Source organism: Tenacibaculum crassostreae (assembly GCF_964512405.1).
GTDB lineage: Bacteria > Bacteroidota > Bacteroidia > Flavobacteriales > Flavobacteriaceae > Polaribacter > Polaribacter crassostreae.
In genome coordinates, this window is the sequence record NZ_CAZELE010000003.1 from 22,285 (window position 1) to 47,660 (window position 25,376).

22 protein-coding genes and 2 tRNA genes are annotated in these 25,376 nt (G+C 32.3%); 7 read left to right on the forward strand and 17 right to left on the reverse strand.

Annotation, left to right across the window (positions count from 1 at the left end; all coding sequences use genetic code 11):
• Positions 1–114 precede the first annotated feature (114 nt).
• The 3 genes from ACKTST_RS02310 (at position 115) to ACKTST_RS02320 (ending at position 4,716) form a co-directional block, all read left to right on the forward strand.
• Positions 115–951, forward strand: a complete 837-nt coding sequence (locus tag ACKTST_RS02310; RefSeq protein WP_408046186.1) for a GLPGLI family protein — start codon at positions 115–117, stop codon at positions 949–951.
• An 83-nt stretch (positions 952–1,034) separates the two neighbouring features.
• Positions 1,035–1,895 carry a GLPGLI family protein gene (locus ACKTST_RS02315; protein WP_408046187.1) on the forward strand — a complete coding sequence of 287 codons (861 nt, stop codon included), beginning with the start codon at positions 1,035–1,037 and terminating at the stop codon, positions 1,893–1,895.
• Positions 1,896–1,929: 34 nt separating this feature from the next.
• A complete protein-coding gene (locus tag ACKTST_RS02320) occupies positions 1,930–4,716 on the forward strand; it encodes a carboxypeptidase regulatory-like domain-containing protein (RefSeq protein ID WP_408046188.1) in 2,787 nt (928 codons plus the stop codon).
• 58 nt (positions 4,717–4,774) lie between these two features.
• On the opposite strand, the gene ACKTST_RS02325 is transcribed toward ACKTST_RS02320, so the two are convergent.
• A complete protein-coding gene (locus tag ACKTST_RS02325) occupies positions 4,775–7,714 on the reverse strand; it encodes a zinc-dependent metalloprotease (RefSeq protein ID WP_408046189.1) in 2,940 nt (979 codons plus the stop codon).
• Between the two features lie 83 nt (positions 7,715–7,797).
• On the opposite strand from ACKTST_RS02325, the gene lipB reads away from it, so the two are divergent.
• A complete protein-coding gene (gene lipB, locus ACKTST_RS02330; RefSeq protein WP_408046190.1) occupies positions 7,798–8,502 on the forward strand; it encodes a lipoyl(octanoyl) transferase LipB in 705 nt (234 codons plus the stop codon).
• Between the two features lie 46 nt (positions 8,503–8,548).
• Here the strand turns inward: lipB and ACKTST_RS02335 are convergent, their stop codons facing one another.
• The 14 genes from ACKTST_RS02335 to trxA all read right to left on the reverse strand — a co-directional run bounded on the left by ACKTST_RS02335 (position 8,549) and on the right by trxA (position 18,648).
• Positions 8,549–9,193, reverse strand: a complete 645-nt coding sequence (locus tag ACKTST_RS02335) for a YceI family protein (protein ID WP_408046191.1) — start codon at positions 9,191–9,193, stop codon at positions 8,549–8,551.
• A gap of 56 nt (positions 9,194–9,249) precedes the next feature.
• Positions 9,250–9,966, reverse strand: a complete 717-nt coding sequence (locus tag ACKTST_RS02340; RefSeq protein ID WP_408046192.1) for a tRNA threonylcarbamoyladenosine dehydratase — start codon at positions 9,964–9,966, stop codon at positions 9,250–9,252.
• On the reverse strand, positions 9,963–10,607 hold the full coding sequence (locus ACKTST_RS02345) for a TatD family hydrolase (RefSeq protein WP_408046193.1): 645 nt from the start codon (positions 10,605–10,607) through the stop codon (positions 9,963–9,965). Before ACKTST_RS02345 ends, ACKTST_RS02340 begins: the two co-directional genes overlap by 4 nt.
• Positions 10,608–11,060, reverse strand: coding sequence for a D-aminoacyl-tRNA deacylase (gene dtd / locus ACKTST_RS02350; protein WP_408046194.1), 453 nt, complete (start codon positions 11,058–11,060; stop codon positions 10,608–10,610).
• Between the two features lie 44 nt (positions 11,061–11,104).
• Positions 11,105–12,046 carry a ribosome small subunit-dependent GTPase A gene (rsgA, locus tag ACKTST_RS02355; protein WP_408046195.1) on the reverse strand — a complete coding sequence of 314 codons (942 nt, stop codon included), beginning with the start codon at positions 12,044–12,046 and terminating at the stop codon, positions 11,105–11,107.
• A 41-nt stretch (positions 12,047–12,087) separates the two neighbouring features.
• Positions 12,088–12,840, reverse strand: coding sequence for a DUF5995 family protein (locus tag ACKTST_RS02360; RefSeq protein ID WP_408046196.1), 753 nt, complete (start codon positions 12,838–12,840; stop codon positions 12,088–12,090).
• A gap of 67 nt (positions 12,841–12,907) precedes the next feature.
• Positions 12,908–13,990, reverse strand: coding sequence for a chorismate mutase (locus tag ACKTST_RS02365; RefSeq protein WP_408046197.1), 1,083 nt, complete (start codon positions 13,988–13,990; stop codon positions 12,908–12,910).
• 8 nt (positions 13,991–13,998) lie between these two features.
• Positions 13,999–14,865, reverse strand: coding sequence for a prephenate dehydrogenase (locus ACKTST_RS02370; protein ID WP_408046198.1), 867 nt, complete (start codon positions 14,863–14,865; stop codon positions 13,999–14,001).
• Positions 14,865–16,007, reverse strand: a complete 1,143-nt coding sequence (locus tag ACKTST_RS02375) for a pyridoxal phosphate-dependent aminotransferase (protein ID WP_408046199.1) — start codon at positions 16,005–16,007, stop codon at positions 14,865–14,867. The genes ACKTST_RS02370 and ACKTST_RS02375 overlap by 1 nt, the downstream gene beginning before the upstream one ends.
• Entirely contained in the window at positions 16,004–16,828 is an 825-nt protein-coding gene (locus ACKTST_RS02380; protein ID WP_408046200.1) for a prephenate dehydratase, read from the reverse strand. The genes ACKTST_RS02375 and ACKTST_RS02380 overlap by 4 nt, the downstream gene beginning before the upstream one ends.
• Positions 16,829–17,092: 264 nt before the next feature.
• A tRNA-Asp gene (locus ACKTST_RS02385) sits at positions 17,093–17,166 on the reverse strand.
• Positions 17,167–17,208: 42 nt separating this feature from the next.
• A tRNA-Asp gene (locus tag ACKTST_RS02390) sits at positions 17,209–17,282 on the reverse strand.
• A gap of 55 nt (positions 17,283–17,337) precedes the next feature.
• On the reverse strand, positions 17,338–18,261 hold the full coding sequence (locus tag ACKTST_RS02395) for a DUF58 domain-containing protein (RefSeq protein ID WP_408046201.1): 924 nt from the start codon (positions 18,259–18,261) through the stop codon (positions 17,338–17,340).
• Between the two features lie 69 nt (positions 18,262–18,330).
• Positions 18,331–18,648 carry a thioredoxin gene (gene trxA / locus ACKTST_RS02400; protein WP_408046202.1) on the reverse strand — a complete coding sequence of 106 codons (318 nt, stop codon included), beginning with the start codon at positions 18,646–18,648 and terminating at the stop codon, positions 18,331–18,333.
• 321 nt (positions 18,649–18,969) lie between these two features.
• On the opposite strand from trxA, the gene metK reads away from it, so the two are divergent.
• Positions 18,970–20,223: a methionine adenosyltransferase gene (gene metK, locus ACKTST_RS02405; RefSeq protein WP_408046203.1), complete on the forward strand. Its 1,254-nt coding sequence runs from the start codon at positions 18,970–18,972 to the stop codon at positions 20,221–20,223.
• A gap of 60 nt (positions 20,224–20,283) precedes the next feature.
• Here the strand turns inward: metK and sppA are convergent, their stop codons facing one another.
• Together sppA and ACKTST_RS02415 are read right to left on the reverse strand one after the other, a co-directional pair.
• Positions 20,284–22,029 carry a signal peptide peptidase SppA gene (gene sppA / locus ACKTST_RS02410; protein WP_408046204.1) on the reverse strand — a complete coding sequence of 582 codons (1,746 nt, stop codon included), beginning with the start codon at positions 22,027–22,029 and terminating at the stop codon, positions 20,284–20,286.
• A 63-nt stretch (positions 22,030–22,092) separates the two neighbouring features.
• Positions 22,093–22,521: a DUF6146 family protein gene (locus ACKTST_RS02415; protein WP_408046205.1), complete on the reverse strand. Its 429-nt coding sequence runs from the start codon at positions 22,519–22,521 to the stop codon at positions 22,093–22,095.
• A gap of 100 nt (positions 22,522–22,621) precedes the next feature.
• Here ACKTST_RS02415 and ACKTST_RS02420 point away from each other — a divergent pair, with 100 nt between their 5' ends.
• Positions 22,622–23,182, forward strand: a complete 561-nt coding sequence (locus ACKTST_RS02420; protein ID WP_408046206.1) for a DNA-3-methyladenine glycosylase I — start codon at positions 22,622–22,624, stop codon at positions 23,180–23,182.
• Between the two features lie 43 nt (positions 23,183–23,225).
• Positions 23,226–25,262, forward strand: coding sequence for a dipeptidyl-peptidase 3 family protein (locus ACKTST_RS02425; protein WP_408046207.1), 2,037 nt, complete (start codon positions 23,226–23,228; stop codon positions 25,260–25,262).
• The last annotated feature ends 114 nt before the right edge of the window (positions 25,263–25,376 follow it).

Below are 25,376 nucleotides of genomic sequence, written 5' to 3' on the forward strand. Positions count from 1 at the left end.
AGATAAAATGTTACAACGAAAAAAAACGTCGGTTAACACTCGTTAACACTCATTAACTCAAAAAGAATTATTCTCTAATCATATTTGTAGTGTCGAATTATAAATCAAATTAACATGAACAAGGTAATAATACTATTAGCGTTTGTTTTCAGTGTAGGAGGATATGCGCAAAACTTTACAGGAAAAGCGACTTACAAAACGCATCGTAAAATGGATTTTAAAATAGACGATGGTAAGGGAGCTCCTAATAGCGATATGCAAAAAAAGCTTCAAGCTCAGTTAATGAAGCAGTTTCAAAAAACATATACATTAAATTTTAACAAGTCAGAATCTACCTATAAGCAAAACGAAGAATTGTCATCACCACAAGTACAAACTGGTGGAATGCAAATTCAAATTATGGGAAGTGGTGGGGGAACCGATATTGTGTATAAAAACATTACAGACAAACGTTATGTAAACAAAACAGAAATCAGTGGAAAACGTTTTTTAATTAAAGACAAACTAGAAGATTACGGTTGGGAAACAACAGGTGAAACAAAGAACATTGGTAATTATACTTGTTACAAAGCGACAAGAAAAAGAGATGAAGAAAGAGTTTCTTTTTCGATGACAGACGGTGAAAAAGAAGAGAAAAAAGAAACCGTTACTGTTGAAACTGTAGCATGGTACACACCGCAGATACCTATAAGTAATGGTCCTGAACAATTTTGGGGGTTACCAGGATTAATTTTAGAAGTTCAAGACGGAAATCTTACCATTGTTTGTTCAGAAATTGTGTTAAATCCTTCAGAAAAAGTTGAAATTGAAGAACCTAAAAAAGGAAAAAAAGTTACCCAAGAAGAGTTTGATAAAATCATGGACGATCACTCAAAAGAAATGATGGAACGTTTTAGAAACAAACGAAAAAGTAACGAAGGTAATTCTTTTAGTATAGAAATTAGAGGGTAATTTTTTGTTGCATTAAACCTTTTAACTTTTTTAGAGTCTAACTCTCATTATCAATGTAGAGTTATAATTTAAAAAATAAAGCAATGAAGCGTTTAATCACAGGTTTTCTTTTAAGTATCACAGTTACCGTTTTTTCTCAAGCCAATTTTCAAGGAAAAGCAGTTTATCAATCAAAAACAACTGTTGATACAAATTTTGGAGGAAGACAATTATCAGAAGAAAGAAAAAAGCAAATTTTAGAACGTATGAAAAACATGTTAGAAAAAACATACGTTCTAAGTTTTACTAAAGAAGAATCGTTATATAAAGAAGAAGAAAAGTTAGAAACTCCAGGTTCTAGAGGAGGTTTTAGATTTGGAGGATTTGCAGGAGGCGGAACCATGTACAAAAATGTAAAAGATGCTAGATTGTTAGAATCTACCGAATTTTTTGGGAAGAAATTTTTGATTACCGAAAACGCTGAGAAACCAAAATGGGAACTTGGTAGCGAAACAAAACAGATTGGTAATTATACTTGTTTTAAAGCTACTTTAGTTAAGAAAACAAATGCTTTAGATTGGAGAAATATGCGCAGAAGGAATAGAGATTCTGAAGAGAAAAAAGATTCCTCTAAAGTTAAAAAAGTTTCAGAAGAGCTAGAACTTCCTAAAGAAATTGTAGTTACTGCGTGGTACACTCCACAAATTCCGGTAAGCAACGGTCCAGGAAAATATTGGGGATTACCAGGGCTAATTTTAGAAGTTAACGAAGGTAGAACTACTATATTATGTTCTGAAATTACTATGAATCCTTCTGAAAAAGTAGCGATAGATGAGCCTACTAAAGGAAAAGAAATTACAAGAGAAGAATACAATAAGGTTGTAAAAGAGAAAATGGAAGAAATGAGAGAGCGATTTAGAAGTAGAAGAGGAGGAAATGATAGAGGCGGAAGAGGCTTTCATTAAAATATCTGCGCACCAAACTAAGTAAAATCACACAATGAAAAAACTACTTTTTCTAGCCATTCTCATGGCTACATTAGCAATTAATGCTCAAATTACACTAAAAGGAGTTGTTAAAGACAGCATAGGAAATCCGTTAGAAATGGCAAATGTCATTGCCATAAATCAAACTACAAAAAAGTTAGATTCGTACGGTTTTACAGATTCAAAAGGGAATTATAAATTAAATCTTACTCAAAATTCAACGTATAAAATTCAGGCAAGTTACATTGGTTTAAAAACTACTGAATTGGTTGTAGAAACTCAAGAAAACAACTTAACAAAAGACATTTCGTTAGAAGGAGACGATAGTTTAGACGAGGTAAATATTACCTATAAAATGCCAGTAACCGTTAAAGGAGATACAATTGTATATGATGCCGATAGTTTTAAAAGCGGTACAGAAAAAAAGCTGGGAGATGTACTTAATAAATTACCTGGTGTTGAGGTAAATGACGATGGTGAAATTGAAGTTGAAGGAAAAACAGTTAAAAAAGTTATGGTTGAAGGAAAAGATTTTTTTGATGGTGATTCTAAAATTGCTACCAAAAATATTCCTGCCAATGCAATTGATAAAGTTCAAGTGCTGAAAAACCATAGTGAAGTAGGGCAAATGAGTCGTGTGACTGATAATGAAGATAATGTTGTTATCAATATCAAATTAAAAGAAGGGAAAAAGAATTTTTGGTTTGGTGAAGTTTCTGCAGGCTTAGGAATGGGGATGAACGACAGTCGTTATTTGGCGCATCCAAAATTATTTTATTATAGTCCGAAGTATAGTTTAAACATTATTACTGATGTGAATAATATTGGTGAGGTTCCTTTTACGATGCGCGACTATTTTAAATTTACAGGAGGTTTTAGACAGTTTGGAGACGGCAATGGAACCAATTTTAATGTTGGATCAAACGATATAGCTTTCTTAACTTTAAGAAATAACCGAGCTAAAGAAATAGAATCGAAATTTGGAGCCCTAAACTTTAGTTATTCTCCAAAAAAGAATTGGGATATCAGCGGGTTTGCAATCTATTCAGGGAATAAAACCGATATGGAAGAAGCAACAAACAGAGTGTACTCAAACGCTGGTGTAGATAAAGATAATTTACCTCAGTACGATGCTAATGACCCATCTTCAAGAAAATTTATTGATACAGAAGAAACTCAAGATATAACTAATCAAAAAAGTGATTTAGGATTGTTTAAGTTAAGTTCAAGTTACAAGGCGAATGTTAACAATCAGTTAGATTATGACATTTTTGCAAAAGTCTCTAAACAACAACAATTACAGTCAACTTTATCAACAAGAACCTATTTAAATGCAGATGATGAAGTAGTGCCGATTAATCAAGTTTCAGAGCAGAGCCCGTTTTCTATCAATCAAAACTTAAATTATTATTATACGTTAAATGATAAGAATATTTTCGCTTTAGAAGCGCAACATTTATGGCAAGATGAAGATCCGTTTTACAATGCAGAGTTAGAAAAGTTATCGTTTTATAATTTGTTGTCATTGACGAATGTAAATCCAAACGCAGGAGATAGTAATTTGTTTGATGTAAGTCAAAACAAAAGAATTAAAACCAACAAGTTTGATGCGAAATTAGACTATTATTATGTGATAAACCCTAAGAGTAATTTAAATGTTACTTTAGGAAGCACTTTAAGTAATCAGCAGTTTAACTCTAACATTTTTGAAATTTTAGAGGGTAATAAAAACAATATAGTTGCTTCATCAACAATTAATGACGTTGATTTTTCTTTTAACGATTTATACTTAGGCTTACACTATAAATTTATCACAGGAATTTTCACCTTCAATCAAGGATTTACATTGCATAACTATGTGTCAAAGAACACGCAGTTAGGTTCAGTTTATAAAAATGATTTCACAAAACTATTACCAGATGCTTCAGTAAAAATAAGTTTGAAAAAATCTGAAACATTGCGTTTAAGTTATGCTATGCAAACCAGTTTTACGGATGTAAATCAGTTAGCAGAAGGATTCGTTTTTAACAATTACAACAGCGTGTATTCAGGAAATAGAGAACTCGAAAATTCTTTATATCACAATATAAACTTGAACTATTTTAGTTTTAATATGTTTAACTATACCAATGTTTTTGGATCGATAAATTATAGCAAACGTATTGATGAAATTAAGAGTAACACTGCGTTTATTGATGTAAACCAAGTTAGAACTTCGATAAACTCTGCTTTTCCAGATGAGACTATTTCAGCAAGAGCTAATTTTCAAAAGAGCTTTAGAAAGTTTAAGGTTAGAGTTGGCGGAAATGTTACGTATGCAAAATCAAATAGTTTGTTAACTGACAGACAAACCAATGAAGTAAGAAATCGATTAGCAAAAACTTTCTCACACTCGTATACATCTAAGTTTAGTACGAACTTTAAAAATGCTCCAAATGTAGATGTTGGTTATAACGTGTCGATTAACAATTCAAATATAGGTGGTGTAGAAAATACTTTTACAACTCATAGTCCATATATCAATTTTGATGCTTTTTTCTTAAAAGAATTCATCTTTACATCTAAGTATACTTATAATAAAGTGTTGAACGATGGAAGAACGATTGATAGTTATGGTTTTTTAAGGGCGGATTTAACATATCAAAAGAAAGATAGTAAATGGGAATACAAAGTTGGAGTTACTAACTTGTTAAACTCAACAGGATTGAACCAAAACAGTAGTAATGATATTTTTGTGAGTAATTCAACGTACGTAATTCAACCAAGAATAGCAATGTTTACTGTAAAGTATAATTTATAAAGATTAGTTGTGTAAATTGTGTAATAAGAAAGGCGAGCTATTTAGCTCGCCTTTCTTATTATCTAATTACTATTTTTTTGGTGACTTGTTTGTCAGCATTTTCTACTTGCATCAGATATAATCCTGAAGAAGTGTTTTTAAGCTGAACTTCTCTATTAAAAGCACTAGAAATGGTTGAGAATTTCTGAGTATCAAGAAGTCTTCCTCTAAAATCAAACAGTCTAATAATGGTTGAGTTTTTATCTTTTACCTTAAAGCTAACGGTAAGTTTACCATCTGTAGGGACAGGATAAATTTGCAAATCATCAAATAATGTGTTGCTTGTTGCAAAACTTTCCTCAACTGTAATAGTATAATCTTCTACTTCACCGTTCAGTCCTAACTCACATGAATCAGGATTAGTGTTTAATTTTGTGGTTATTCTCATTCTTGTTGAGCCTAAAGAAGCATTTTCAGGAACAGAAATTTTTACTGTGTTAGTTATTAGTTCATAAGATTCAGTTATGTCTAAAACACAATCTTGATTCCAGTCTATCCAAGCAAAAGTTTTAATATTGTTATTGCCATCAGTATTAATAGTAGTTGTTAAATCATAACTAAGACCTTTGGATACTTGTGTGCTTAAGGAAGTAAAATTAGAATAACCTGTTGTTTTATTAGAATTATTATTAATGCTATTAAAAGTTACATTGGTAATGCTTAGTTGAGATTCAGTTGTTCCTGAAGATCTGCATATATTGTTGTTTTTATTAAGATAGAGGTTAATTGTTTTAGTTATTGAACTAGAAGATCCTGTTATTTTAATGATATAATCTCCAGTTGTTAAACTATTAATGTTGCTAAGAGTAGCAATAATTTTTGAGTTATTATTAACTGTGTTTTTATCAAATGTAATAGATGAATTATTAGGGACATCTGTAGCTGAAAAAGTAACATTATCACTAAATCCATTCGAAGTTACAAAATCTAACTCAAAATCAAGAGTATTTGAAACCGTACCGCAAATAGCAATATCACCACTAAGATTAGATAAAGAAAAATCAGGAGAAGAACCTATTTCGAATTTTGGAGTGATATTATAAAAAATATTATCTGCAGCTTCAATCATTAATATAGCTTCTTTTGTAGCGGGTAAGTTAGGAAGTGTAATGGTTTCCGTACCATCGTTCGGAGTGTTTTCCGCAAGAATGATATCGAAAGAGGTACCTCCATTTGTTGATAATTTAATGTTTACATTTTGACAGTTTACAGGAGAAACATTGGTTTCTCCAACTAACCATTTTATATCTCTGGTAGTGTTAGGAGCCCATGCAGACTGATTGGTAACAATAAAAGGTTGTATATCTTCAATGGTTATTTTAACCTCATCTTTTGCAGAACTACCACCCCCAGAGTGATTGTCTCTCACAACAAAAGCAAAATTTAATTCTCTGGCAACCGAAGGTAAAACTTCCCAAGTAGTAGATGTATTTCCGCTTATTACTGTAGGAAGAGCAGGAAAATATCTGTTAGGAGAACTTGAAGGAGATAATGACCTAAACAATGGTCCCCCTGTATTGGTTGATAAAGGAGTCATTACAGCAATTTCATTATCAATTTGCTCCCAAGTGTATGTTAAAGTATTAGTTCCGTTTGCATCGGTAGCTTGCCCTTTTAAAACAAAAGGAGTAGATTTAGGAATACTAACATCATTGCCAGCATTTGCAGTTGGAGCATTATTACCGGTGTTAGATGTTGTTGCGCAATTTCCGTTCCCTTGAATATGATTCCACATTTGATTGATACTAACTACATGGAAATAGTCATCCACAGCATTTTGCACATCAGGAGAACAGATACCAGCATAAGACATAATTGTTGAGCCACTCCCAGGTTCAACTGCAGTTTCATTGGTTCTATTACTACTACATGAGTTGTTGAACGTGTGAGTTGCACCAAATTGATGTCCAATTTCATGAGCAACATAATCAACATCAAATGAATCACCAACAGGTTGGCTACGTCCAGTAATTCCTTCTGCTTTAGATCCAGATATACATACTGAGTTTAATGTAGCTAGTCCACCACCTCCAGTACTAAATGTGTGTCCTATATCGTAATTAGAATCTCCAATAACGCTATCACATTTTTGTTGGCTTTCGTCTATTAAAAGATCAGCATTATCATTGGTTAAATCGTCTGTATTAGGGTCAAGAAAAATCAAATTTTCATTGTTGCCAACAATTACCATTCTAACAGCTAAGTCTTTTTCAAATACCTCGTTTATACGGGTAATTGTTGTGTTCATAGCAGATAAAACAACTGCTTTTTTTTCAGCTTCAGTTGCTGAGGCTGGTGTTCCATTTCTATTTAAGTGAAACTGAGAGTACTCGCCAGTACAAGCAATAGCCATACGGTAAGTTCTTAACTGCCCATCATTTGCATTTTTTCTTTGCTGTGAAGTTGAGGTGTTTTCTGAAACAGCATCATTAACGCGACACTCAAATTCATCTTTGTAATCAGAAAGATTACTTTTATTAAAAACAATATATTCTTTTTTGTCTTTTGTGTAAGGATCAATATACAAAGTACTTTCATTTACTGAAAACACAATTGCGTGTACTCCGTCTTCTCCAATACTTATTTTAGCGGTAGCACTCGGTTCATCAATTCCTTGAGCAGAAAAAGATTTTATCATAGGAAATTTTTCTGCTAATTTAGGAGCTAAATATGGAGTTTCTTTTACAGCAAACCTTTTTAACTCACCATTAGCGTTTGGTAATTCTATAATTTTTGTGTCAGAATTTTTCGCTGCAATATTTGGTAGCGCATTTTTAAACCCTTCAACATCTAATCTCATTAAAGTGTATTGTTTAGGAGATGTTTTAGAAGAAAGAATTTCTTTTTTTTGTTGCTGAATAGCCTCTTTATATGTCTTCGTCCAAAACTGTTGAGAGAACAAACTAGTTGCTGAAAGAAATAGAATACAGAATAGGAGAAGGGAGTTTCTTTTAGACATAATTTAAGTATTGATTAGTCTTACTTATAACAGTAAAAAGTTAATTTTCCCTACCTTTGCAGGGGTTTTTAGACGCCTAATTTATGAATAAAAAAATAAGAATCAGTGATCTAGGTAGAAAAGATTACAAAGAAACATGGGATTATCAAACTAGTTTGTTAGATGAAATAGTTTCCTTAAAAAAAGAAAGAAGAAATGGAACTGATGAAATAGAAACACCAAATCACTTTTTGTTTGTCGAGCATCCACATGTATATACTTTAGGAAAATCAGGAGACATCAATAATTTATTATTAAACGAAGAGAAGCTGAAGGAAAAAGAAGCTACTTTTTATAAAATTAATAGAGGAGGAGATATTACATATCACGGACCGGGACAAATTGTTGGTTATCCAATCTTAGATCTTGAAAATTTTTTCACTGACATTCATAAATATTTACGTTTGTTAGAAGAATCTATCATTTTAACAATTGCTGAATATGGTCTTAAAGGAGTAAGAAGTGAAGGCGAAACTGGTGTTTGGTTAGATGTTGGAACTCCTTTTGCTAGAAAGATTTGTGCAATGGGTATTCGTGCAAGCAGATGGGTTACTATGCATGGTTTTGCACTGAATGTAAATGTAAATTTAGGATATTTTGATAATATTATTCCTTGTGGAATTAGAGGAAAAGCAGTGACTTCTATGGAAGCTGAATTGGGTGAAAAAATATCAGAAGAAGAAGTAAAACAAAAAATTTTAAAACACTTTAAAACATTGTTTGAAGTTGAAGAATTTATAAAAGCATAAAAAAAGGGTTGACAAAGTCAACCCTTTTTTTAGTTTATAACTAAGCTTATTTTTTAGCTTTAATTTCAAAAGAAAGCTCCATTAAATCGTTAATGAACTTGTCTTTTAAAGCAGCATCAATTTTCTTAGACTTGTAAGTAACTCCGAACTCAGTTCTATCAATGCTAAAAGTTTCACTAGTTAACGTAGCTTCTTCTCCGTTTTCAGAAATTGTAACAGGAATAGAAATACTCTTAGTAACATCTCTTAAAGTTAAATTACCAGTAACGAATAATTTTCCGTCTTTTTCTTCAGAACTAGCAACTACAAATTTTGCAGTTGGAAATTTTTCAACATCAAAGAAATCTCCAGACTTTAAGTGCTTTTCTAAGTTTTCTTTTCCTTTACCAGCTTCTAAATCTTCGTTAGAAATGGTAGTCATATCAATTGTAAATTCACCAGCTTTTAAAGTTCCGTTTTCAATATCAAAAACTCCGTTTTGTAAGCTTACTTTTCCGTTATGAGAACCAGTTGGCTTGCTACCTGTCCAAGAAACAGTAGATTCGCTTACGTTAGCTTTATAAGAATTGATTACGTTTTCTACCTTTTCAACTTCTTTTACTTCCTCTCCTGTTTCTGCTTTATTCTTTTCAGTTTTACATGCAACAGCTGTTAATGCTATAAAAGCAATAGCTAAAATTGATTTTTTCATTTTTTTAGTTTTTAATAATTTGAAACAAATATAGTTAAAAATAGATTCCGTGGAAATTATTTTTTTGTTAAGATGTGATTTACAACACACGAAGCAGCTTGTAACCCAAATGCAGCAGGCATGTAGCTTATAGTTCCGTAATACGATTTTTTAAAGTTTTTCCCATCAGTTAATTTTAAACTTTCTGGAATTTGAATTTCTTCAGAATAAACAGCTCTAACGCCTTTATCAACTTTTAATTCTTTTAAACGTTTACGAATGGCTCTTGCCATTTTGCAATGTTTGGTTTTGCTAATATCTTTCACTTTAACTTTAGAAGCATCTAGTTTACCTCCAGCTCCCATTGAGCTAACAACCTTTACTTTTTTTCTACGAGCTGCAACAATTAGGTTGATTTTTGGGCTAATACTATCAATACAATCTAGTACATAGTCAAAATCAGGAGTTACAATTTCGAAAGCTCTTTCTGGTGATAAAAACTCTTCTATGACAGTTAATTCAATTTCTGGATTGATGTCTTTAAGTCTGTCAGCTAAAATAGTTGCCTTTGATTTTCCAATAGTGCTATGCAATGCAGGTAATTGACGATTGATGTTTGTTTTGTCAAAAACATCACCATCAACAATTGTCATTTTTTTTACACCTGCACGTGCAATAAATTCTGCTGCAAACGATCCAACTCCACCTAGTCCAACAACTAAAACGTTGGCTTTTTTAATTTTTTCTAACCCTTCTTTTTGAACCAATAACTCGGTACGCTCTAACCAACTCATCTTTTAAAAATTCTATTAAAATTGTGTTTTATTGTATTTATTATTTCTTCTTTTTTAGTTTTTCTTTGTTCAGTAGCAATGTTGTAAATATCTTCAATATGTTCTTCGGATGTATCAGTTTCAAAAAAAACAAACGCTAACGGAAGTTTAGGAAATGTTTCTTGTAACTTTTTGTTTTTTAGTAAACTTCTTCCAAAAGACAAACATATTTCATGTCGAATTAAATCGAGCGCAATTTGGTGATTTTTATTGAATCCGTGAACAATCCAAGATTGTTTTGGTTTTATTTCTTTTTTTAATTGAATAATTTCTTGAAAAGCTTTAACACAATGAATGATTAATGGTTTTTTGTGTTTTTCTGAAAGCTGAATCTGTTGTTTAAAAACTTCTAATTGAAGTGAAAAATCTACCTCTGTTACTTTGTCCAAACCACATTCACCTATCGCGTAGCAGTTTTCAGAAACAAGTTGTTGTTCAATAAAATTTAATTCGTCTTGTATAGTATTTTGGGTAATGTACCATGGATGGATTCCGATAGAAAATGGTTGGCTAAAATCAGTTGAGCTAGGGTACTTATTTTCAATCGAAAAAACATCTTTTTGAGTAGATGAACTGTGTGTATGTACATCAATAAATAACAATTACACTTTGTCTTTAGTATCAATAATAATAGTTACAGGTCCGTCATTTAACAACTCAACTTTCATATCAGCTCCAAATTCTCCTGTTTGGACTTTTTTACCTAATTCTACTTCAAACTGTTGAACAAAACTTTCGTATAACGGAATCGCAACATCAGGTTTTGCAGCTTTAATATAACTAGGTCGATTTCCTTTTTTTGTTGAAGCATGCAAGGTAAATTGACTTACTACGATTGCTTCTCCATTAACATCTAGTAATGATGTATTCATTATGCCTTCTTCATCATTGAAAATACGAAGATTGGCAATTTTTTTTGTGAGCCAAGTAATATCTTCTTGTGTATCTTCATCAACAATACCCAGTAGAATTAATAGCCCTTGATGGATGTTGGCTACTTTCTTACCTTCAATACTAACACTAGCTTTTGATACACGTTGAATTACTGCTTTCATTTATTAGATTAATTGATGTAGCTCTAAAAGCTAAAAAGTTGTCTTTATTCCCAAATATCCGTTCGATAATGCTCGTCTTCCCCTTCTAAAATTTGCAAATAGCTTTTGTATCGAGACCAAGCAATTTCTTCTTTTTCTAAAGCATCTTTAACAGCACATTGTGGTTCGTTTACATGAATACAATTATTGAATTTGCAATCTGGTTTTAAAGCGAAAAATTCAGGAAAATAATCACCTAACTCATCTTTATCCATGTCAACAACTCCAAAACCTTTAATCCCTGGAGTATCGATAATTTGTGCATCAAAACTTAAATCGAACATTTCTGCAAAAGTGGTGGTGTGTTGTCCTTGTTTGTGTTGTTCAGAGATTTCTTTGGTTTTTAAATCTAAAGAAGGTTCAATAGCGTTAACAAGCGTAGTTTTACCAACTCCTGAATGACCAGCAAACATGCTTACTTTACCAGTCATCAACTCTTTTATTTTGTCAATATTGGTGTTTTCAATCGCTGATGTTTCAATACATTCATATCCGATAGCTTCGTAAATATCTTTTAGATACATAATTTCAGCGCGCTGTTCTATTTCGTACGAATCGATTTTATTAAACACCAAAATTGTTTTGATAGAATACGCTTCGGCAGTAACTAAAAAACGATCGATAAATGTGGTGAAAGTAGGAGGGTTGTTTATGGTAATTAACAGAAAAACTTGATCGATATTAGAAGCAATTACATGAGTTTGCTTTGAAAGGTTTACCGATTTACGAACAATATAATTCTTTCGTTCATGAATATTGGTAATCAATCCAGTTTCTTCATCGTTTTTGGTTTCTAAAGAAAAATCAACTGTATCGCCAACCGAAATCGGGTTGGTGCTTTTAATTCCTTTAATACGGAATTTTCCTTTAATACGACACTTATATAGTTCGCCTTTAGACTTTACCCAATACCAACTTCCTGTAGATTTATAAACCGTTCCTGTCATAAAACAAAGATGAGAATAAAAATTGAATGTTAGGGTATTGTTTAATTGGTTAAATCTTCAATTTTCTGAGCTACCGTTCCTCTTTCAGAAATTCGTATAATCATAAAAATTAATTGAGGAATTAATCCAGGAGAAATAATTAAGTCAGCTTTTTCAGTAATAATTTTATCTCTTTTTTCTATGAATTTTTCATAATTACTTTCTGAAGTATTTGCTAATTCTACAGCAAAACTCCATGCACCATTACGAGCTAATTCCATGCTAAAATCAATTAAAAAATCATCAACTTTACGAGTCAATTTAAGAATTTTTTTTAAAAAAGGATACACTTTAGATAAATCATCTTCAACTTCATTAACCAAAGATGATAAAATTTCATTTATTTTATTGAAGTCGTTGTGTAAATTTTGAATGTTTTGTTCTTTAGAAACTACTGCAGCTGCTATTCCTAAATCTAAATTGATATGTGCATTCATGCCGACTAATAAATGCTGTAAAACGATATACCAATAATTGTTGGAAATACTAAAAGCTTTTTTCCAAGAAGAAGAGATAGGTGTGTTGTTTTTATAACCGTAGTAAGCGTCAATATATCTTTTCGCAAAAATAACATCTAGCTTTTCCATTCGTTGGTTATCATCAAAGTAGTTATTTTGTATGCCTTCTTTTACTTTAATGGTTACTTTTTGATATAAAGCAGCAAAATATCCTAACGGACTTTTGTTTTCTATTGATTCGTTAATAATATCTTGTAAGACAATTATCACATCATCTATTGTATGAATAGGTTTCATTTAGTTAAAAGTTTGGTAGAATGAAAATACAATAAATGGAATAAAAAAGCGCCAATTGGCGCTTTTTTTATGAGTTAATAATTTTTTCTTGATGATTGATACTTTCTTGATGTATTGCTTTAAACATTTTAAGAACAAACTCTTCGCTTAATCCTTTTTCTTGTCCTTCTAAAATCATCTTTCCTAGAATCTCGTTCCAACGTTTGGTTTGTAAAATTGCAACGTTTTTCTCTTTTTTCAATTCACCAATAGAGTCTGCAATCTTCATGCGTTTCCCTAGCATTTCAATTAATTGATGATCAACCACATCTATTTGAGTACGTAATGTATTTAGTGCATTTCGGTAATCTGCTTCGGTATCAGTGGCTTTCCTAACTTTTAAATCAATCATCATTTGAATTAATGTTTTTGGTGTGATTTGTTGCGCAGCATCACTCCAAGCATTATCAGGATCATAATGAGTTTCTACCATCAATCCATCAAAATTTAAGTCTAAAGCTGTTTGACAAATATCAAAAATAATATCGCGACGACCAGCAATATGTGACGGATCACAAATTAGCGGTAAATCAGGAAAGCGATTTTGTAATTCAATAGGAATTTGCCATTCCGGATTATTTCTATATCTAGTTTTCTCATAGGTAGAGAAACCTCTATGGATTACCCCCAGTTTTTTAATGTTTTTGGCGTATAAACGTTCTATCGCACCTAACCATAAAGGTAAATCGGGGTTTACAGGGTTTTTTACTAAAACAATTTTATCAGTTCCTTCTAAAGCATCTGCAATTTCTTGAACAATAAAAGGACTTACGGTAGTACGGGCACCAATCCATAAGATGTCTACGTCGTGTTCAATTGCAAGCTTTACGTGATCTTTGTTGGCAACTTCAGTAGCAATTAACATACCCGTTTCTTGTTTTGCTTTTTGTAGCCATTTTAGCCCTAAAGCACCAACACCCTCAAAATTGCCAGGTCTGGTTCGAGGTTTCCATATACCAGCTCTTAACACAGTAGCATCGGTGTCTTTTAATTCGTGTGCAATCTTTAATACTTGTTCTTCTGTTTCTGCACTACAAGGTCCTGCTATTACTAAGGGATGCTCTAATCCGAAAGCATCTAACCATGTTCTTAACTCTTTTGTATTCTCCATTTTAGTTTTTATTGTTGAGGTGAAACCTCTAAAATTCCGTTTAAAATTTGTTTTATATGATTGGTGTTTTCCATTTCGGTATAGATCTCTGGAAAATCATCTTGTTCTAGTAAGTTTTTGAATTGTTGTAAGTTAAGGATATATTCATTTAAAGACTCAATTACATTTTCTTTATTTTGTTTGAAAATGGGTGTCCACATTGCAGGTGAGCTTTTCGCCAATCGTACTGTGGATGCAAATCCACTACCTGCCATATCAAAAATATCACGTTCGTTTTTTTCTTTTTCAATCACTGTTTTACCTAGCATAAAAGAGCTAATATGTGATAAATGTGAGACATAAGCAATGTGTTTATCGTGCGATTTAGGGTCCATATAGCGAATGCGCATTCTTAATTTAGAAAAAATACCCAACGCTTTTTCTTGTAATTTGAATGCGGTTTTTTCTACTTCGCAGATAATATTGGTTTTATTTTTAAATAAATTCGTCAACGCAGCATTTGGTCCTGAAAATTCTGTTCCAGCAATAGGGTGTGTTGCTAAAAAATTTCTTCTTTTCGGATGATTTTTAACAGCATCACAAATTAGTTCTTTAGTCGAGCCTACATCGAAGACCAAACAATCATCAGAGATATTATCCAATGTTTTTAAAATTACTTCTTGAGAAGCATCTACAGGAATTGCAATTATAGCAATGTCTGCATTTTTCAATTCTGAAAAAGTCGCTTTTTGATGGATAATCCCTTTCTCTAAAGCAAGGTCATTATGCTCTTCGTTGGAGTCTATTCCGTAGATAGTAGCATTCTCAAATTCTTGCTGAATGTCTAGGGAGAAGCTTCCACCGATTAATCCTAACCCTATGATAAATACGTTCATTATATTCTGCTAATTGCTTCGTTAATTTTTTCTTCCGACACACATAATGAGAAACGAATATATCCTTCACCTTGGCTACCAAAAATACTTCCAGGAGCAACAAAAATGTGCTTGTTATATAATAACTCGTCAATCATTTCTTCAGATGTTTTTCCTTCTGGAGTCTTACACCAAACAAACATTCCTGATGTGTTTTTGTCATAAGTACACCCTAATTTTTCTGCTAGTTGAAACACTAACTTTTGTCTTTTTTTATAGGTGTTGTTTAATTGTGTAAACCAATTCTTGTCTAACTCTAAAGCTTTTGTAGTTCCTTTTTGAATTCCATAAAACATTCCAGAATCCATTTGAGTTTTTACTTTTAAAACTTCTGTTAAGAATTCAGGTTTTCCTAATAACATTCCAACACGCCAACCTGCCATGTTGAAAGATTTACTAACCGAATTTAATTCTAATGCGATATCTTTTGCATCTTCAATTTGTAAAATACTCTGCGGATGTTCATTCAATATAAAGCTATACGGATTGTCATTCACAATAACAATATTGTGCTTCTTCCCAAAGTCAATTAATTTTTGAAAAGTTTCTTTGGTTGCATCAGCTCCTGTTGGCATATGTGGATAGTTTACCCACATCAATTTTATTTTAGAGGTGTCGAGTTTTTCTAAAGCTTCAAAATTTGGTTGCCAATTAGTAGCTTCTTCCAAATTATAAAAAATAGGTTCAGCTCCTAATAAATTGGTTACTGAACTATAAGTCGGATACCCCGGATTTGGAATTAACACCTGATCTCCTTCATTTAAAAAAGCTAGCGAAATATGCATAATTCCCTCCTTACTTCCCATTAAAGGAAGTACTTCGTTGTTGGGATTTATGGCAACTTCATAATTATTGTGATAAAAGTTTGCAACAGCTTGTCTGAATTCCGGTAACCCTTGGTAACTTTGATAACTATGCGCTCCAGTATCAAAAAGACTATCCTGCATAGCTTTTAAAACTGATGCTGGAGGTTGTAAATCTGGACTTCCAATTCCAATATTTATAATTGGTTTTCCTTCTGAAATTAATTGACGTACTTCTTGTAATTTTTTAGAGAAGTAGTACTCTTGCACGGTTTGTAAACGATTGGCAAACTGTATCATAATCTTCCGTTTTTGTATTCGCCTAATATTTTAAATTCTTCAGCCATAATTTGTAAAATAGCTTTTGCTTTATCATAGTCTTTGTAATCATCAAAAGTTACATCAACAAAAAAAGCATACTTCCAAGGAGTTTCAATTTTTGGTAATGATTGTATTTTGGTAAGGTTTAGTTTGCAATCACTCATAACATTTAAAACAGTGGCTAAACTTCCTCTTTTATGATCTAATTCAAATTTTAATGAAGCTTTATTAATTTCATTTTTACCATTTTCAGGAATATTTGTTTGTAAAATAACAAAACGAGTAGCGTTGTTTTTTATCGTTTGAATTTCATCTTCAATGATAGAAAGTCCAAAAATATCTGCTGCCATTTTGGGTGCAATTGCTGCAATTCCTTTTAACTGTTGATCTGCAATTCTTTTTGCAACTGCTGAAGTATCAACATCTTCAACTAACTTGATGTGTTTATGTTGTTTAAAAAACTCTTTACACTGTAGTAAAGCCATTGGGTGGGAGCAAACCTCGGTAATGTCTTTAATTTGCTGGTTTGCTAATGCCATTAAATGATGGTGGATTGGTAAATAATACTCACCAGAAATATGCAAATTATGTTTGTCAATCAACGCATAGTTTGGTATAATTGAACCTGCGATGGTGTTTTCTAAAGCCATAATTGCTTGCTCACTTCTTGAATTGATAAGACTATCAACCAATACATCAAAAGACAAGCACTCATCTAGAGTTATATTGTTCCCGTAGTAGTTGTTTGCAACAATATGATGGTTGCTTCCTTGTATTCCTTGAATGGCTATTTTTTTCATTTTACATCAAAAAAAAAGCCTCGATAAATTCGAGACTTTGATTGGTTATATTATTTTTTGTTAGTTTAACAATATGGTACAAAGTCTCAGCTCTTACTAAAAAAGTAAAAGTAAAAATAGAAACCTTGCCATACGTTTTGTAACATCATTATATCTGTGTTTGTTGTACGGGACAAATCTTGGAAATAAATTTTATTAAACCAAACTTTTTTTTAAAAAAGTGTGAAAAAGAAAAAAGCTCCTCAAAAATTGAGAAGCTTTTCGCGGTCTGGACGGGACTCGAACCCGCGACCCCATGCGTGACAGGCATGTATTCTAACCAGCTGAACTACCAGACCGTTGCTTGAAGCAATATGTTATGTGTTTTAGAGAAACTTTAGCGGTCTGGACGGGACTCGAACCCGCGACCCCATGCGTGACAGGCATGTATTCTAACCAGCTGAACTACCAGACCGTTGCTCTAAGCGGATGCAAATATATAACCTTTTTTTAAATAAAAAAGAGTTATTTTATAAAAAATTCTGTCTACTGATAAGATATGAGGTAAGTACTTTATCATAGCCTTCATTTATGTCTACCGGAACATAATCTATCTTATATTGTAAGCATTTGTTTTTTAGATTGTTGAAGAAATTGGAGCTCAACTCTTGGTATTTTTGCTGCACATTTTCGGCATATAAATTTATTTCTTCGCCTGTTTCAACGTCTACAAATTTTTTTGGAGCATTGTCAAAATCAAACAAAAACTCTGTTTTTTTATCATAAGTGTGAAACAAAACAACTTCATGTTTATTAAACTTTAAGTGACGTAAAGCATCGAAAAGCTCTTCTTCATTTGTTGAAGTTTGAAACATATCTGTAAATAAAAAAATTAAAGAACGCCTGTGGATTTTCTCCGCTATTTCATGAAGATACTGATAGGTTTCTGTAGTTGAAGTTGATTTTTCTGAAGATAATAATTCTTCAAGTTTATTTAGTAACATTTTACGATGACGCTCGCTTCCTTTTTCTGGAGCATAATACTCGTAAGTATTTGAGTAAACGCTTAATCCTACAGCATCGCGCTGACGCTTTAAAATTTCCATTAAAGAAGCGGCTGCTACCGTGGTAAAACCTATTTTGTTTAAAGAATCAATAGTTTGGTTTTTACTGATAGGGTAATGCATTGAAGCAGAATTGTCAATAATTAAATGACATCGGAGATTGGTTTCTTCTTCGTATTTTTTGGTGTATAATTTTTCAGTTTTAGCAAATAGTTTCCAGTCGATATGACGCGTACTTTCCCCTTTATTATAAAGTTTATGTTCAGAAAATTCTACCGAAAATCCGTGAAACGGACTTTTATGCATTCCAGTAATAAAACCTTCTACTACTTGTTTGGCAAGTAATTCTAGATTGTTAATTTTTGAAGAAATGGAACTTAAATTAATCATACAGTACCGAAAATAAAAAAAGGTTTAGCGATAGCCAAACCTTTTTTACAATATTCAGTTAAAATATTTTTATAAAGCAGCGTCAATTTTATCAGTATACGCTTTTTTAGGAGCAGCACCTACTTGCTTATCAACAACTTCTCCGTTTTTGAAAATTAATACAGTAGGAATGTTTCTTACACCATATTTAGCAGCAAATTCTTGGTTTGCATCAACATCAACTTTACCTACAACAGCTTTTCCTTCATATTCGTTGCTAATTTCATCAACGATAGGAGATACCATTCTACATGGTCCACACCAAGCTGCCCAAAAGTCTACTAATACTGGTTTGTCAGATTTTAATACTACTTCCTCAAAAGAAGCATCTGTAATTTCTAATGCCATTTTATTTATGTTTTTATATAAGTTATTACCTTATGTTGTACCTTACAAAAGTAAACAAATATTTTACCAATACAATTTTACTAAAATTACTTTTTATTATCATAGTATCAATACTTTCTATTTATTTAAAGATTAGTTTGTTTTTATGTAAGTAAAATAATTGTAACTTTGCCGCATATTTTTTTGAGGAAAAATTTGACTGATTGCAACCTCATTTGAACTAAGGTTCAAAACAAAAATGCTAAAGCAGTAAATTTCTACTCCTTTTAGCGACTTAGCAATTCAAGTTTTCCTTACAGTTAATTTATAAAAGAAGTTTTTATGTCATATTTTTTTACTTCAGAAAGTGTTTCTGAAGGACATCCAGATAAAGTAGCAGATCAAATTTCTGATGCTTTAATAGATAATTTTTTAGCGTTTGATCCAGAGTCTAAAGTAGCTTGTGAAACCTTAGTAACCACTGGTCAAGTAGTGTTGGCAGGAGAGGTGAAATCATCAACCTACCTTGATGTTCAAAAAATTGCCCGTGAGGTAATTAACAAAATTGGTTATACCAAAGGTGAATATATGTTTGATGGTAATTCATGTGGAGTTTTATCAGCAATTCATGAACAATCAGATGACATTAACAGAGGTGTAGATAGAGCTAGTAAAGAAGAACAAGGAGCTGGTGATCAAGGAATGATGTTTGGGTACGCTACGAATGAAACTGAGCACTATATGCCTTTAGCGTTGGATTTATCGCACTTAATTTTAAAGGAGTTGGCGGTAATTCGTAGAGAAAATAAGGAAATTACGTATTTGCGACCAGATGCTAAAAGTCAGGTAACAATTGAGTATTCTGATGATAATACACCACAACGTATTGAAGCGATTGTAGTTTCTACACAGCATGATGATTTTGCGGATGATGAAACAATGTTAGCAAAAATTAGAAAAGACATTGTTGAAATTTTAATTCCTAGAGTTAAAGCACAATTAACTCCTGAAATTCAAGCGTTGTTTAACGATGATATTAAGTACCATATCAATCCAACGGGTAAGTTTGTAATTGGTGGCCCACACGGGGATACTGGTTTAACAGGACGTAAAATTATTGTAGATACATACGGAGGGAAAGGAGCTCACGGTGGTGGAGCTTTCTCAGGAAAAGATCCTTCTAAAGTAGATCGTTCTGCTGCGTATGCTACACGTCATATCGCTAAAAACTTAGTGGCTGCAGGTGTAGCTGATGAAGTTTTAGTTCAAGTGTCGTATGCGATTGGAGTAGTAGAGCCGATGGGAATTTTTGTTGATACGTACGGAACTTCAAAAGTTAATTTAACTGATGGAGAAATTGCTCAAAAAGTTTCTGAAATTTTTGATATGCGTCCTCATGCTATTGAAACTCGTTTAAAATTACGTAACCCAATGTATAGCGAAACTGCTGCTTACGGGCATATGGGAAGAACAAACGAGGTTGTTACAAAAACATTTACGCAACCTAACGGAGAGAGTAAAACATTAGATGTTGAGTTATTTACTTGGGAAAAGTTAGATTATGTTTCTAAAGTAAAAGAAAGCTTTAGTTTGTAATAAAAACAATAATTATTAAAACTAAAAAAAGCCTCGACATTGTCGAGGCTTTTTTAGTAATTACTTTATTTGAAAAGTAAAAGGCATCCTAGCTTGAATTCCTTTTAGGTTTTTCATTCTATTAATGTTGTAGTATAATTGGTAATTTTCATCGCCCATAGCTTCTTTCAAGATTTCTTCTTTTGAAGCTTTTCCGAAAGGTGAAAGCTGTAAAGCGTCTTTTAAATCTGTTTTGTAATTAGGAAAGTTACGAACTTTGTAAGTTTCAATTTCGGCTAATTCAGCTGCTACTTTAATAGCATCTTCTAAACTACCTAATTGATCAACTAATCCTTTTTCAATAGCTTCTTTACCTGTCCAAACTCTACCTTGTGCAACTTCGTTTACTTGTTCAAAAGTCATATTACGACCTGTTGAAACTCGATTTACAAAGGTGGTGTAAATTTGCTCGACACCTTCTTTTGTTATGTCGTAAAACTTCTGATTCATTGGTTCAAAAACACTGTATGTTGCACTGTTGTTTGTGTGAACTTGTTCTGCATTAATACCAATATTACCTGCAAATTGGCTAAAGTTAGGTATTGCGCCAAAAACACCTATTGAACCTGTAATTGTTGTTGGTTCAGCAATAATTTTATCAGCATTACAAGCAATATAGTATCCGCCAGAAGCAGCTAAATTACCCATAGAAACAACCAAAGGTTTTTCTTGTTTAGCTAATTCTAATTCTCTCCAAATTAATTCAGAAGCTAAGGCGCTACCTCCTGGAGAATTTACACGTAAAACGATAGCCTTTACATTGTTGTCTTCTTTCGCTTTTATGATTGCTTTGTTGATAATTCCTTGTCCGATGTAATCTTCACTTCCTTCACCGTACATAATGTCACCTTGCGCATAAATCACAGCAATTTTATCTTTTGAAGTAGAAGAAACACGTCCTTTTCCTGACTTTATATAATCTTCAAGAGAGATAGTTTTGAATTTATCATTGGTAACCGAAGCTAACTTTTCTTTGTACTCATCTTCATAAATTGAAGCATCAATAAGGTTGCTTTTTAAAGCAGTTTCAGCATTTCTTCCGTTAGAATTATCAGCAATAATATTTAACTCTTCAATAGAAATATTTCTGCTTTTACTTACATCTTCAATTATTTCTGACCAAATAGATTTTAAGAATGAGGTGGTTTGTTCGCGATTTGCTTCACTCATTTGGTTTTCTAAAAATGGTTCAACAGCACTTTTGTATTTTCCATGGCGAATCACTTCCATTTTAATTCCGTATTTATCTTCAAAATCTTTGAAATATAAAATTTCTGTTGACAATCCTTTAAAGTCAATCGCTCCAACAGGATTTAAAAATAAACTGTCTGCAACTGAGCTTAAGTAGTAGTTTTTTTGAGAATATACATCGTTATACGCATACACAAATTTTCCACTTTCTTTAAATTCTTCTAATTTGTTTCTAATTGCTTGTGTTTGTGCAATACCTGCATTTACAAAAGTAGTTTTAATACTAATTCCTTTAATTTTAGTGTCAGTTTTAGCATTCTCTATTGCATTGATAATTTTATTCAATGCTAATTTTTCTTCCGTTAATTCTAAAGCTTCAGCAATAGGGTTGTCTTCTTTAGGAGCGTAATCCTTAATTGGAGTAGATAAATCTAATTCTAAAACAGAATTTTCTTTTACAACAACTTTATCTCCATCACCAGCAATAGCAGCAATAATAAAAAAGAATACAAAAATTAAAAATAAGGCAATAAAAAAGCCAAGTATAGAGGCAAGTAAATTTCTTAAAAACTTCATGTTAAGTGGTTAATTTTTTGCGCAAATATACTGTTTTTAAAAAGATGTGTTTTTTACGCTCAATTACCTACTCCAACGATTGATTCCTCCCAAACTCATACGGTATTTTTGCTGCGCAAATTCGAAATAATTAAAAAGTTTATAGTTTACCTCGTAACCGTAATTAATATGCGGACTATAATCAATTACATTTTCGTAAATGTTTGGATTGAATTGAAGTGGATTTTGTGCTCTATAATTCCAATTAACTACATATAATTGATTTTTGTTTTCTAAGTAGGATTGAGAATAAAATCCTTCGGGTTTAGCAATCGAATTAAGATAAGCTGTAAAACCAGGGTCAATGATAATGATTTCATATTCTAAACTGTCATTGGCAATTACAACGGGTTCTTCTTTTTCTGAAGAAGTTGTTTTACTTGGTGAAGAAGCACAAGCCCATAATAGTAAACCAGAAATTAATAAAGCTAATAGATATTGTAACCTTTTCATAATCAGTAAAATTTAGTATTTATAAAGTTGCAAAAATTATTCCGTTTTTCATTGATTTTTAACTTGTTTAACAGTAATTTTCAGCATTAAATAGATAAAAATGAAGAAAAGATGTTTTTGGGTTAGTGATGATCCTCTGTATATAGAGTATCACGATAATGAATGGGGTGTTCCTGTTTATGACGATGATAGATTGTTTGAGTTTTTAATTTTAGAAACGTTTCAAGCTGGATTAAGTTGGATTACCATTTTAAAAAAACGAGAAAACTTTAGAGAGGCTTTAGATAATTTCGATTATCAAAAAATAGCGAAGTATAGCGAAGAGAAGTTTGAAGAATTATTACAAAATGCTGGAATCATCAGAAATAAATTGAAGATTAAAGCGACCATTACCAATGCACAAGCTTTTATGAAAGTGCAAGAAGAATTTGGCTCGTTTTCTAAATACATATGGAGTTTTACCAATGGTAAACCCATTAAAAACTCGTTTAAAAAAAGAGAAGATGTGCCTGCAACCACCGAATTGTCTGACCAAATATCAAAAGACTTAAAAAAGCGAGGATTTAAATTTGTAGGGTCAACAGTAATATATGCACATATGCAAGCTACGGGTATGGTAAACGACCACACAACTGATTGTTTCCGTTATAACGAAGTATAATTTGTACCTTTAGCCTCAATAAATCAATTTAAATATTTATACAATGAAATTAAAATATATGCTTTGTACTGCAATTGCAGCAAGCTTATTAGTTTCTTGTGGAACTGAAAATAAAAAAGAACCACAAGTTACAGAAACAAAAACAGAAAAAGCTTTTGAATACGAAGTAGAACAGTTTGCTGATATTAAAGTATTACGTTATCAAATTCCAGGGTTTGAGGAGTTAACACTAAAAGAAAAAAAGTTAGTGTACTACTTAACGCAAGCTGGTTTAGCGGGTCGTGATATTATGTGGGATCAAAACTACCGTCATAACTTAGAAATTAGAAGAGCTTTAGAAAAAGTAAATGATGAGTTTAAAGGAGATAGAAATTCAGAAGATTTTAAAAACTTTACTACCTATTTAAAGCGTGTTTGGTTTTCAAACGGAATTCACCACCACTATTCAAACGATAAAATTAAAGCGGAATTTTCGAAAGAATATTTAGAAAGTCTATTAAAAGAAACCGCTACAGAATTATCTGCTGAAGCGTTAGCGGTAATTTTTAATGCCGAAGACAGCAAAAAGGTAAACAAAAAAGCAGGAGTTGATAACGTATTAGCATCAGCAGTGAACTTTTACGGGCCAGATATTACAAGTGAAGATGTAGATACATTTTATGCTACAGCATACAAAGGTCCAGAAGGAAAGCCAGTTGAAGCAGGATTGAACTCTAAATTAGTTAAAGAAGACGGAAAACTTGTAGAAAAAGTTTGGAAGTCTGGAGGAATGTACGGTGCAGCTATCGATAAAATTATCGAATGGTTAGAAAAAGCACAAGGAGTTGCTGAAAACGAAAAGCAAGCTAAGGCTTTAGGTTTATTAATTGAATACTACAAAACGGGAAGTTTAGATACGTGGGATCAATACGCAATTGCTTGGGTTGAATCTACCGAAGGAAATATCGATTGGATTAACGGATTCATTGAAGTATATAACGACCCTAAAGGATATAGAGGTTCTTATGAGACAATTGTTGAAATTAAAGATTTTGACATGTCTAAAAAGATGAAAGTATTATCAGACAACGCACAATGGTTCGAAGATAATTCTCCTTTAGATGCTGCACACAAAAAAGAAAATGTGGTAGGAGTTTCTTATAAAACGGTAAATGTTGCAGGAGAAGCGGGTGATGCATCACCAAGTACACCAATCGGAGTAAACTTACCAAACAATAACTGGATTCGTCAAGAGCACGGATCAAAGTCAGTATCATTAGGAAACATTATAGGTTCGTATAACAATGCAGGTGGAACAGGACGTTTAAAAGAGTTTGCTCACGATCAAGAAGAAATTGATTTAGAAATCAAATACGGAAAGTTAGCTGATAAGTTGCACACCGCTTTACATGAAGTAATCGGGCATGCTTCAGGAAAAATTAATGACGGAATTGGTCAGCCAAAAGAAACCTTAAAGAACTACGCTTCTACTATGGAAGAAGGTAGAGCAGATTTAGTTGGGTTGTACTATTTAATGGATCCAAAATTACAAGAATTAGGATTAGTTGACGATTGGGAAAAAGTTGGTAAAGCAGCTTATGATGGGTACATTAGAAACGGATTAATGACACAGTTAATTCGTATTAATTTAGGAGATGATATCGAAGAAGATCACATGGTGAACCGTCAGTGGGTTTCAGCTTGGTCTTTTGAGCAAGGAAAGAAAGATAACGTAATTGAAAAAGTAGTTAAAGACGGAAAAACATATTTTGTAGTAAATGATTATGCGAAGTTACGTGAGATTTTCGGGCGTTTATTAAAAGAAACACAAAGAATAAAATCAGAAGGTGATTTCGAAGCAGCGAAAGCTTTAGTAGAAGGCTATGGTGTAAAAGTAGATCAAGCAATTCATAAAGAAGTGTTAGATCGTAACGCGCAGTTTACTTCGGCACCTTATAGCGGATTTGTAAATCCAGTTTTAGAGCCAGTTGTAGATGCTGATGGTAATATTACAGATATTACGATTGCACAACCTAAAACATTTGAAGAACAAATGAAGTTTTACGCTAAAAACTATAGTTTCTTACCAACAAAGAACTAAGTTTTAAAATGTAAATATGCCATTCTGAATTTATTTCAGAATCACATACTAAATACAAACGAAGACCGATACTTACTAAGTGTCGGTTTTTTGTATTTTTAAGGCAGAAAGTAT

Excerpts from the sequence above, each read along its gene's own strand:
- ACKTST_RS02310 (WP_408046186.1), top strand. The coding sequence starts at position 115 with ATGAACAAGGTAATAATACTATTAGCGTTTGTTTTCAGTGTAGGAGGA.
- ACKTST_RS02315 (WP_408046187.1), top strand. The coding sequence starts at position 1,035 with ATGAAGCGTTTAATCACAGGTTTTCTTTTAAGTATCACAGTTACCGTT.
- ACKTST_RS02320 (WP_408046188.1), top strand. The coding sequence starts at position 1,930 with ATGAAAAAACTACTTTTTCTAGCCATTCTCATGGCTACATTAGCAATT.
- ACKTST_RS02325 (WP_408046189.1), bottom strand. The coding sequence starts at position 7,714 with ATGTCTAAAAGAAACTCCCTTCTCCTATTCTGTATTCTATTTCTTTCA.
- lipB (WP_408046190.1), top strand. The coding sequence starts at position 7,798 with ATGAATAAAAAAATAAGAATCAGTGATCTAGGTAGAAAAGATTACAAA.
- ACKTST_RS02335 (WP_408046191.1), bottom strand. The coding sequence starts at position 9,193 with ATGAAAAAATCAATTTTAGCTATTGCTTTTATAGCATTAACAGCTGTT.
- ACKTST_RS02340 (WP_408046192.1), bottom strand. The coding sequence starts at position 9,966 with ATGAGTTGGTTAGAGCGTACCGAGTTATTGGTTCAAAAAGAAGGGTTA.
- dtd (WP_408046194.1), bottom strand. The coding sequence starts at position 11,060 with ATGAAAGCAGTAATTCAACGTGTATCAAAAGCTAGTGTTAGTATTGAA.
- rsgA (WP_408046195.1), bottom strand. The coding sequence starts at position 12,046 with ATGACAGGAACGGTTTATAAATCTACAGGAAGTTGGTATTGGGTAAAG.
- ACKTST_RS02360 (WP_408046196.1), bottom strand. The coding sequence starts at position 12,840 with ATGAAACCTATTCATACAATAGATGATGTGATAATTGTCTTACAAGAT.
- ACKTST_RS02365 (WP_408046197.1), bottom strand. The coding sequence starts at position 13,990 with ATGGAGAATACAAAAGAGTTAAGAACATGGTTAGATGCTTTCGGATTA.
- ACKTST_RS02370 (WP_408046198.1), bottom strand. The coding sequence starts at position 14,865 with ATGAACGTATTTATCATAGGGTTAGGATTAATCGGTGGAAGCTTCTCC.
- ACKTST_RS02375 (WP_408046199.1), bottom strand. The coding sequence starts at position 16,007 with ATGATACAGTTTGCCAATCGTTTACAAACCGTGCAAGAGTACTACTTC.
- ACKTST_RS02380 (WP_408046200.1), bottom strand. The coding sequence starts at position 16,828 with ATGAAAAAAATAGCCATTCAAGGAATACAAGGAAGCAACCATCATATT.
- ACKTST_RS02395 (WP_408046201.1), bottom strand. The coding sequence starts at position 18,261 with ATGATTAATTTAAGTTCCATTTCTTCAAAAATTAACAATCTAGAATTA.
- trxA (WP_408046202.1), bottom strand. The coding sequence starts at position 18,648 with ATGGCATTAGAAATTACAGATGCTTCTTTTGAGGAAGTAGTATTAAAA.
- metK (WP_408046203.1), top strand. The coding sequence starts at position 18,970 with ATGTCATATTTTTTTACTTCAGAAAGTGTTTCTGAAGGACATCCAGAT.
- sppA (WP_408046204.1), bottom strand. The coding sequence starts at position 22,029 with ATGAAGTTTTTAAGAAATTTACTTGCCTCTATACTTGGCTTTTTTATT.
- ACKTST_RS02415 (WP_408046205.1), bottom strand. The coding sequence starts at position 22,521 with ATGAAAAGGTTACAATATCTATTAGCTTTATTAATTTCTGGTTTACTA.
- ACKTST_RS02420 (WP_408046206.1), top strand. The coding sequence starts at position 22,622 with ATGAAGAAAAGATGTTTTTGGGTTAGTGATGATCCTCTGTATATAGAG.
- ACKTST_RS02425 (WP_408046207.1), top strand. The coding sequence starts at position 23,226 with ATGAAATTAAAATATATGCTTTGTACTGCAATTGCAGCAAGCTTATTA.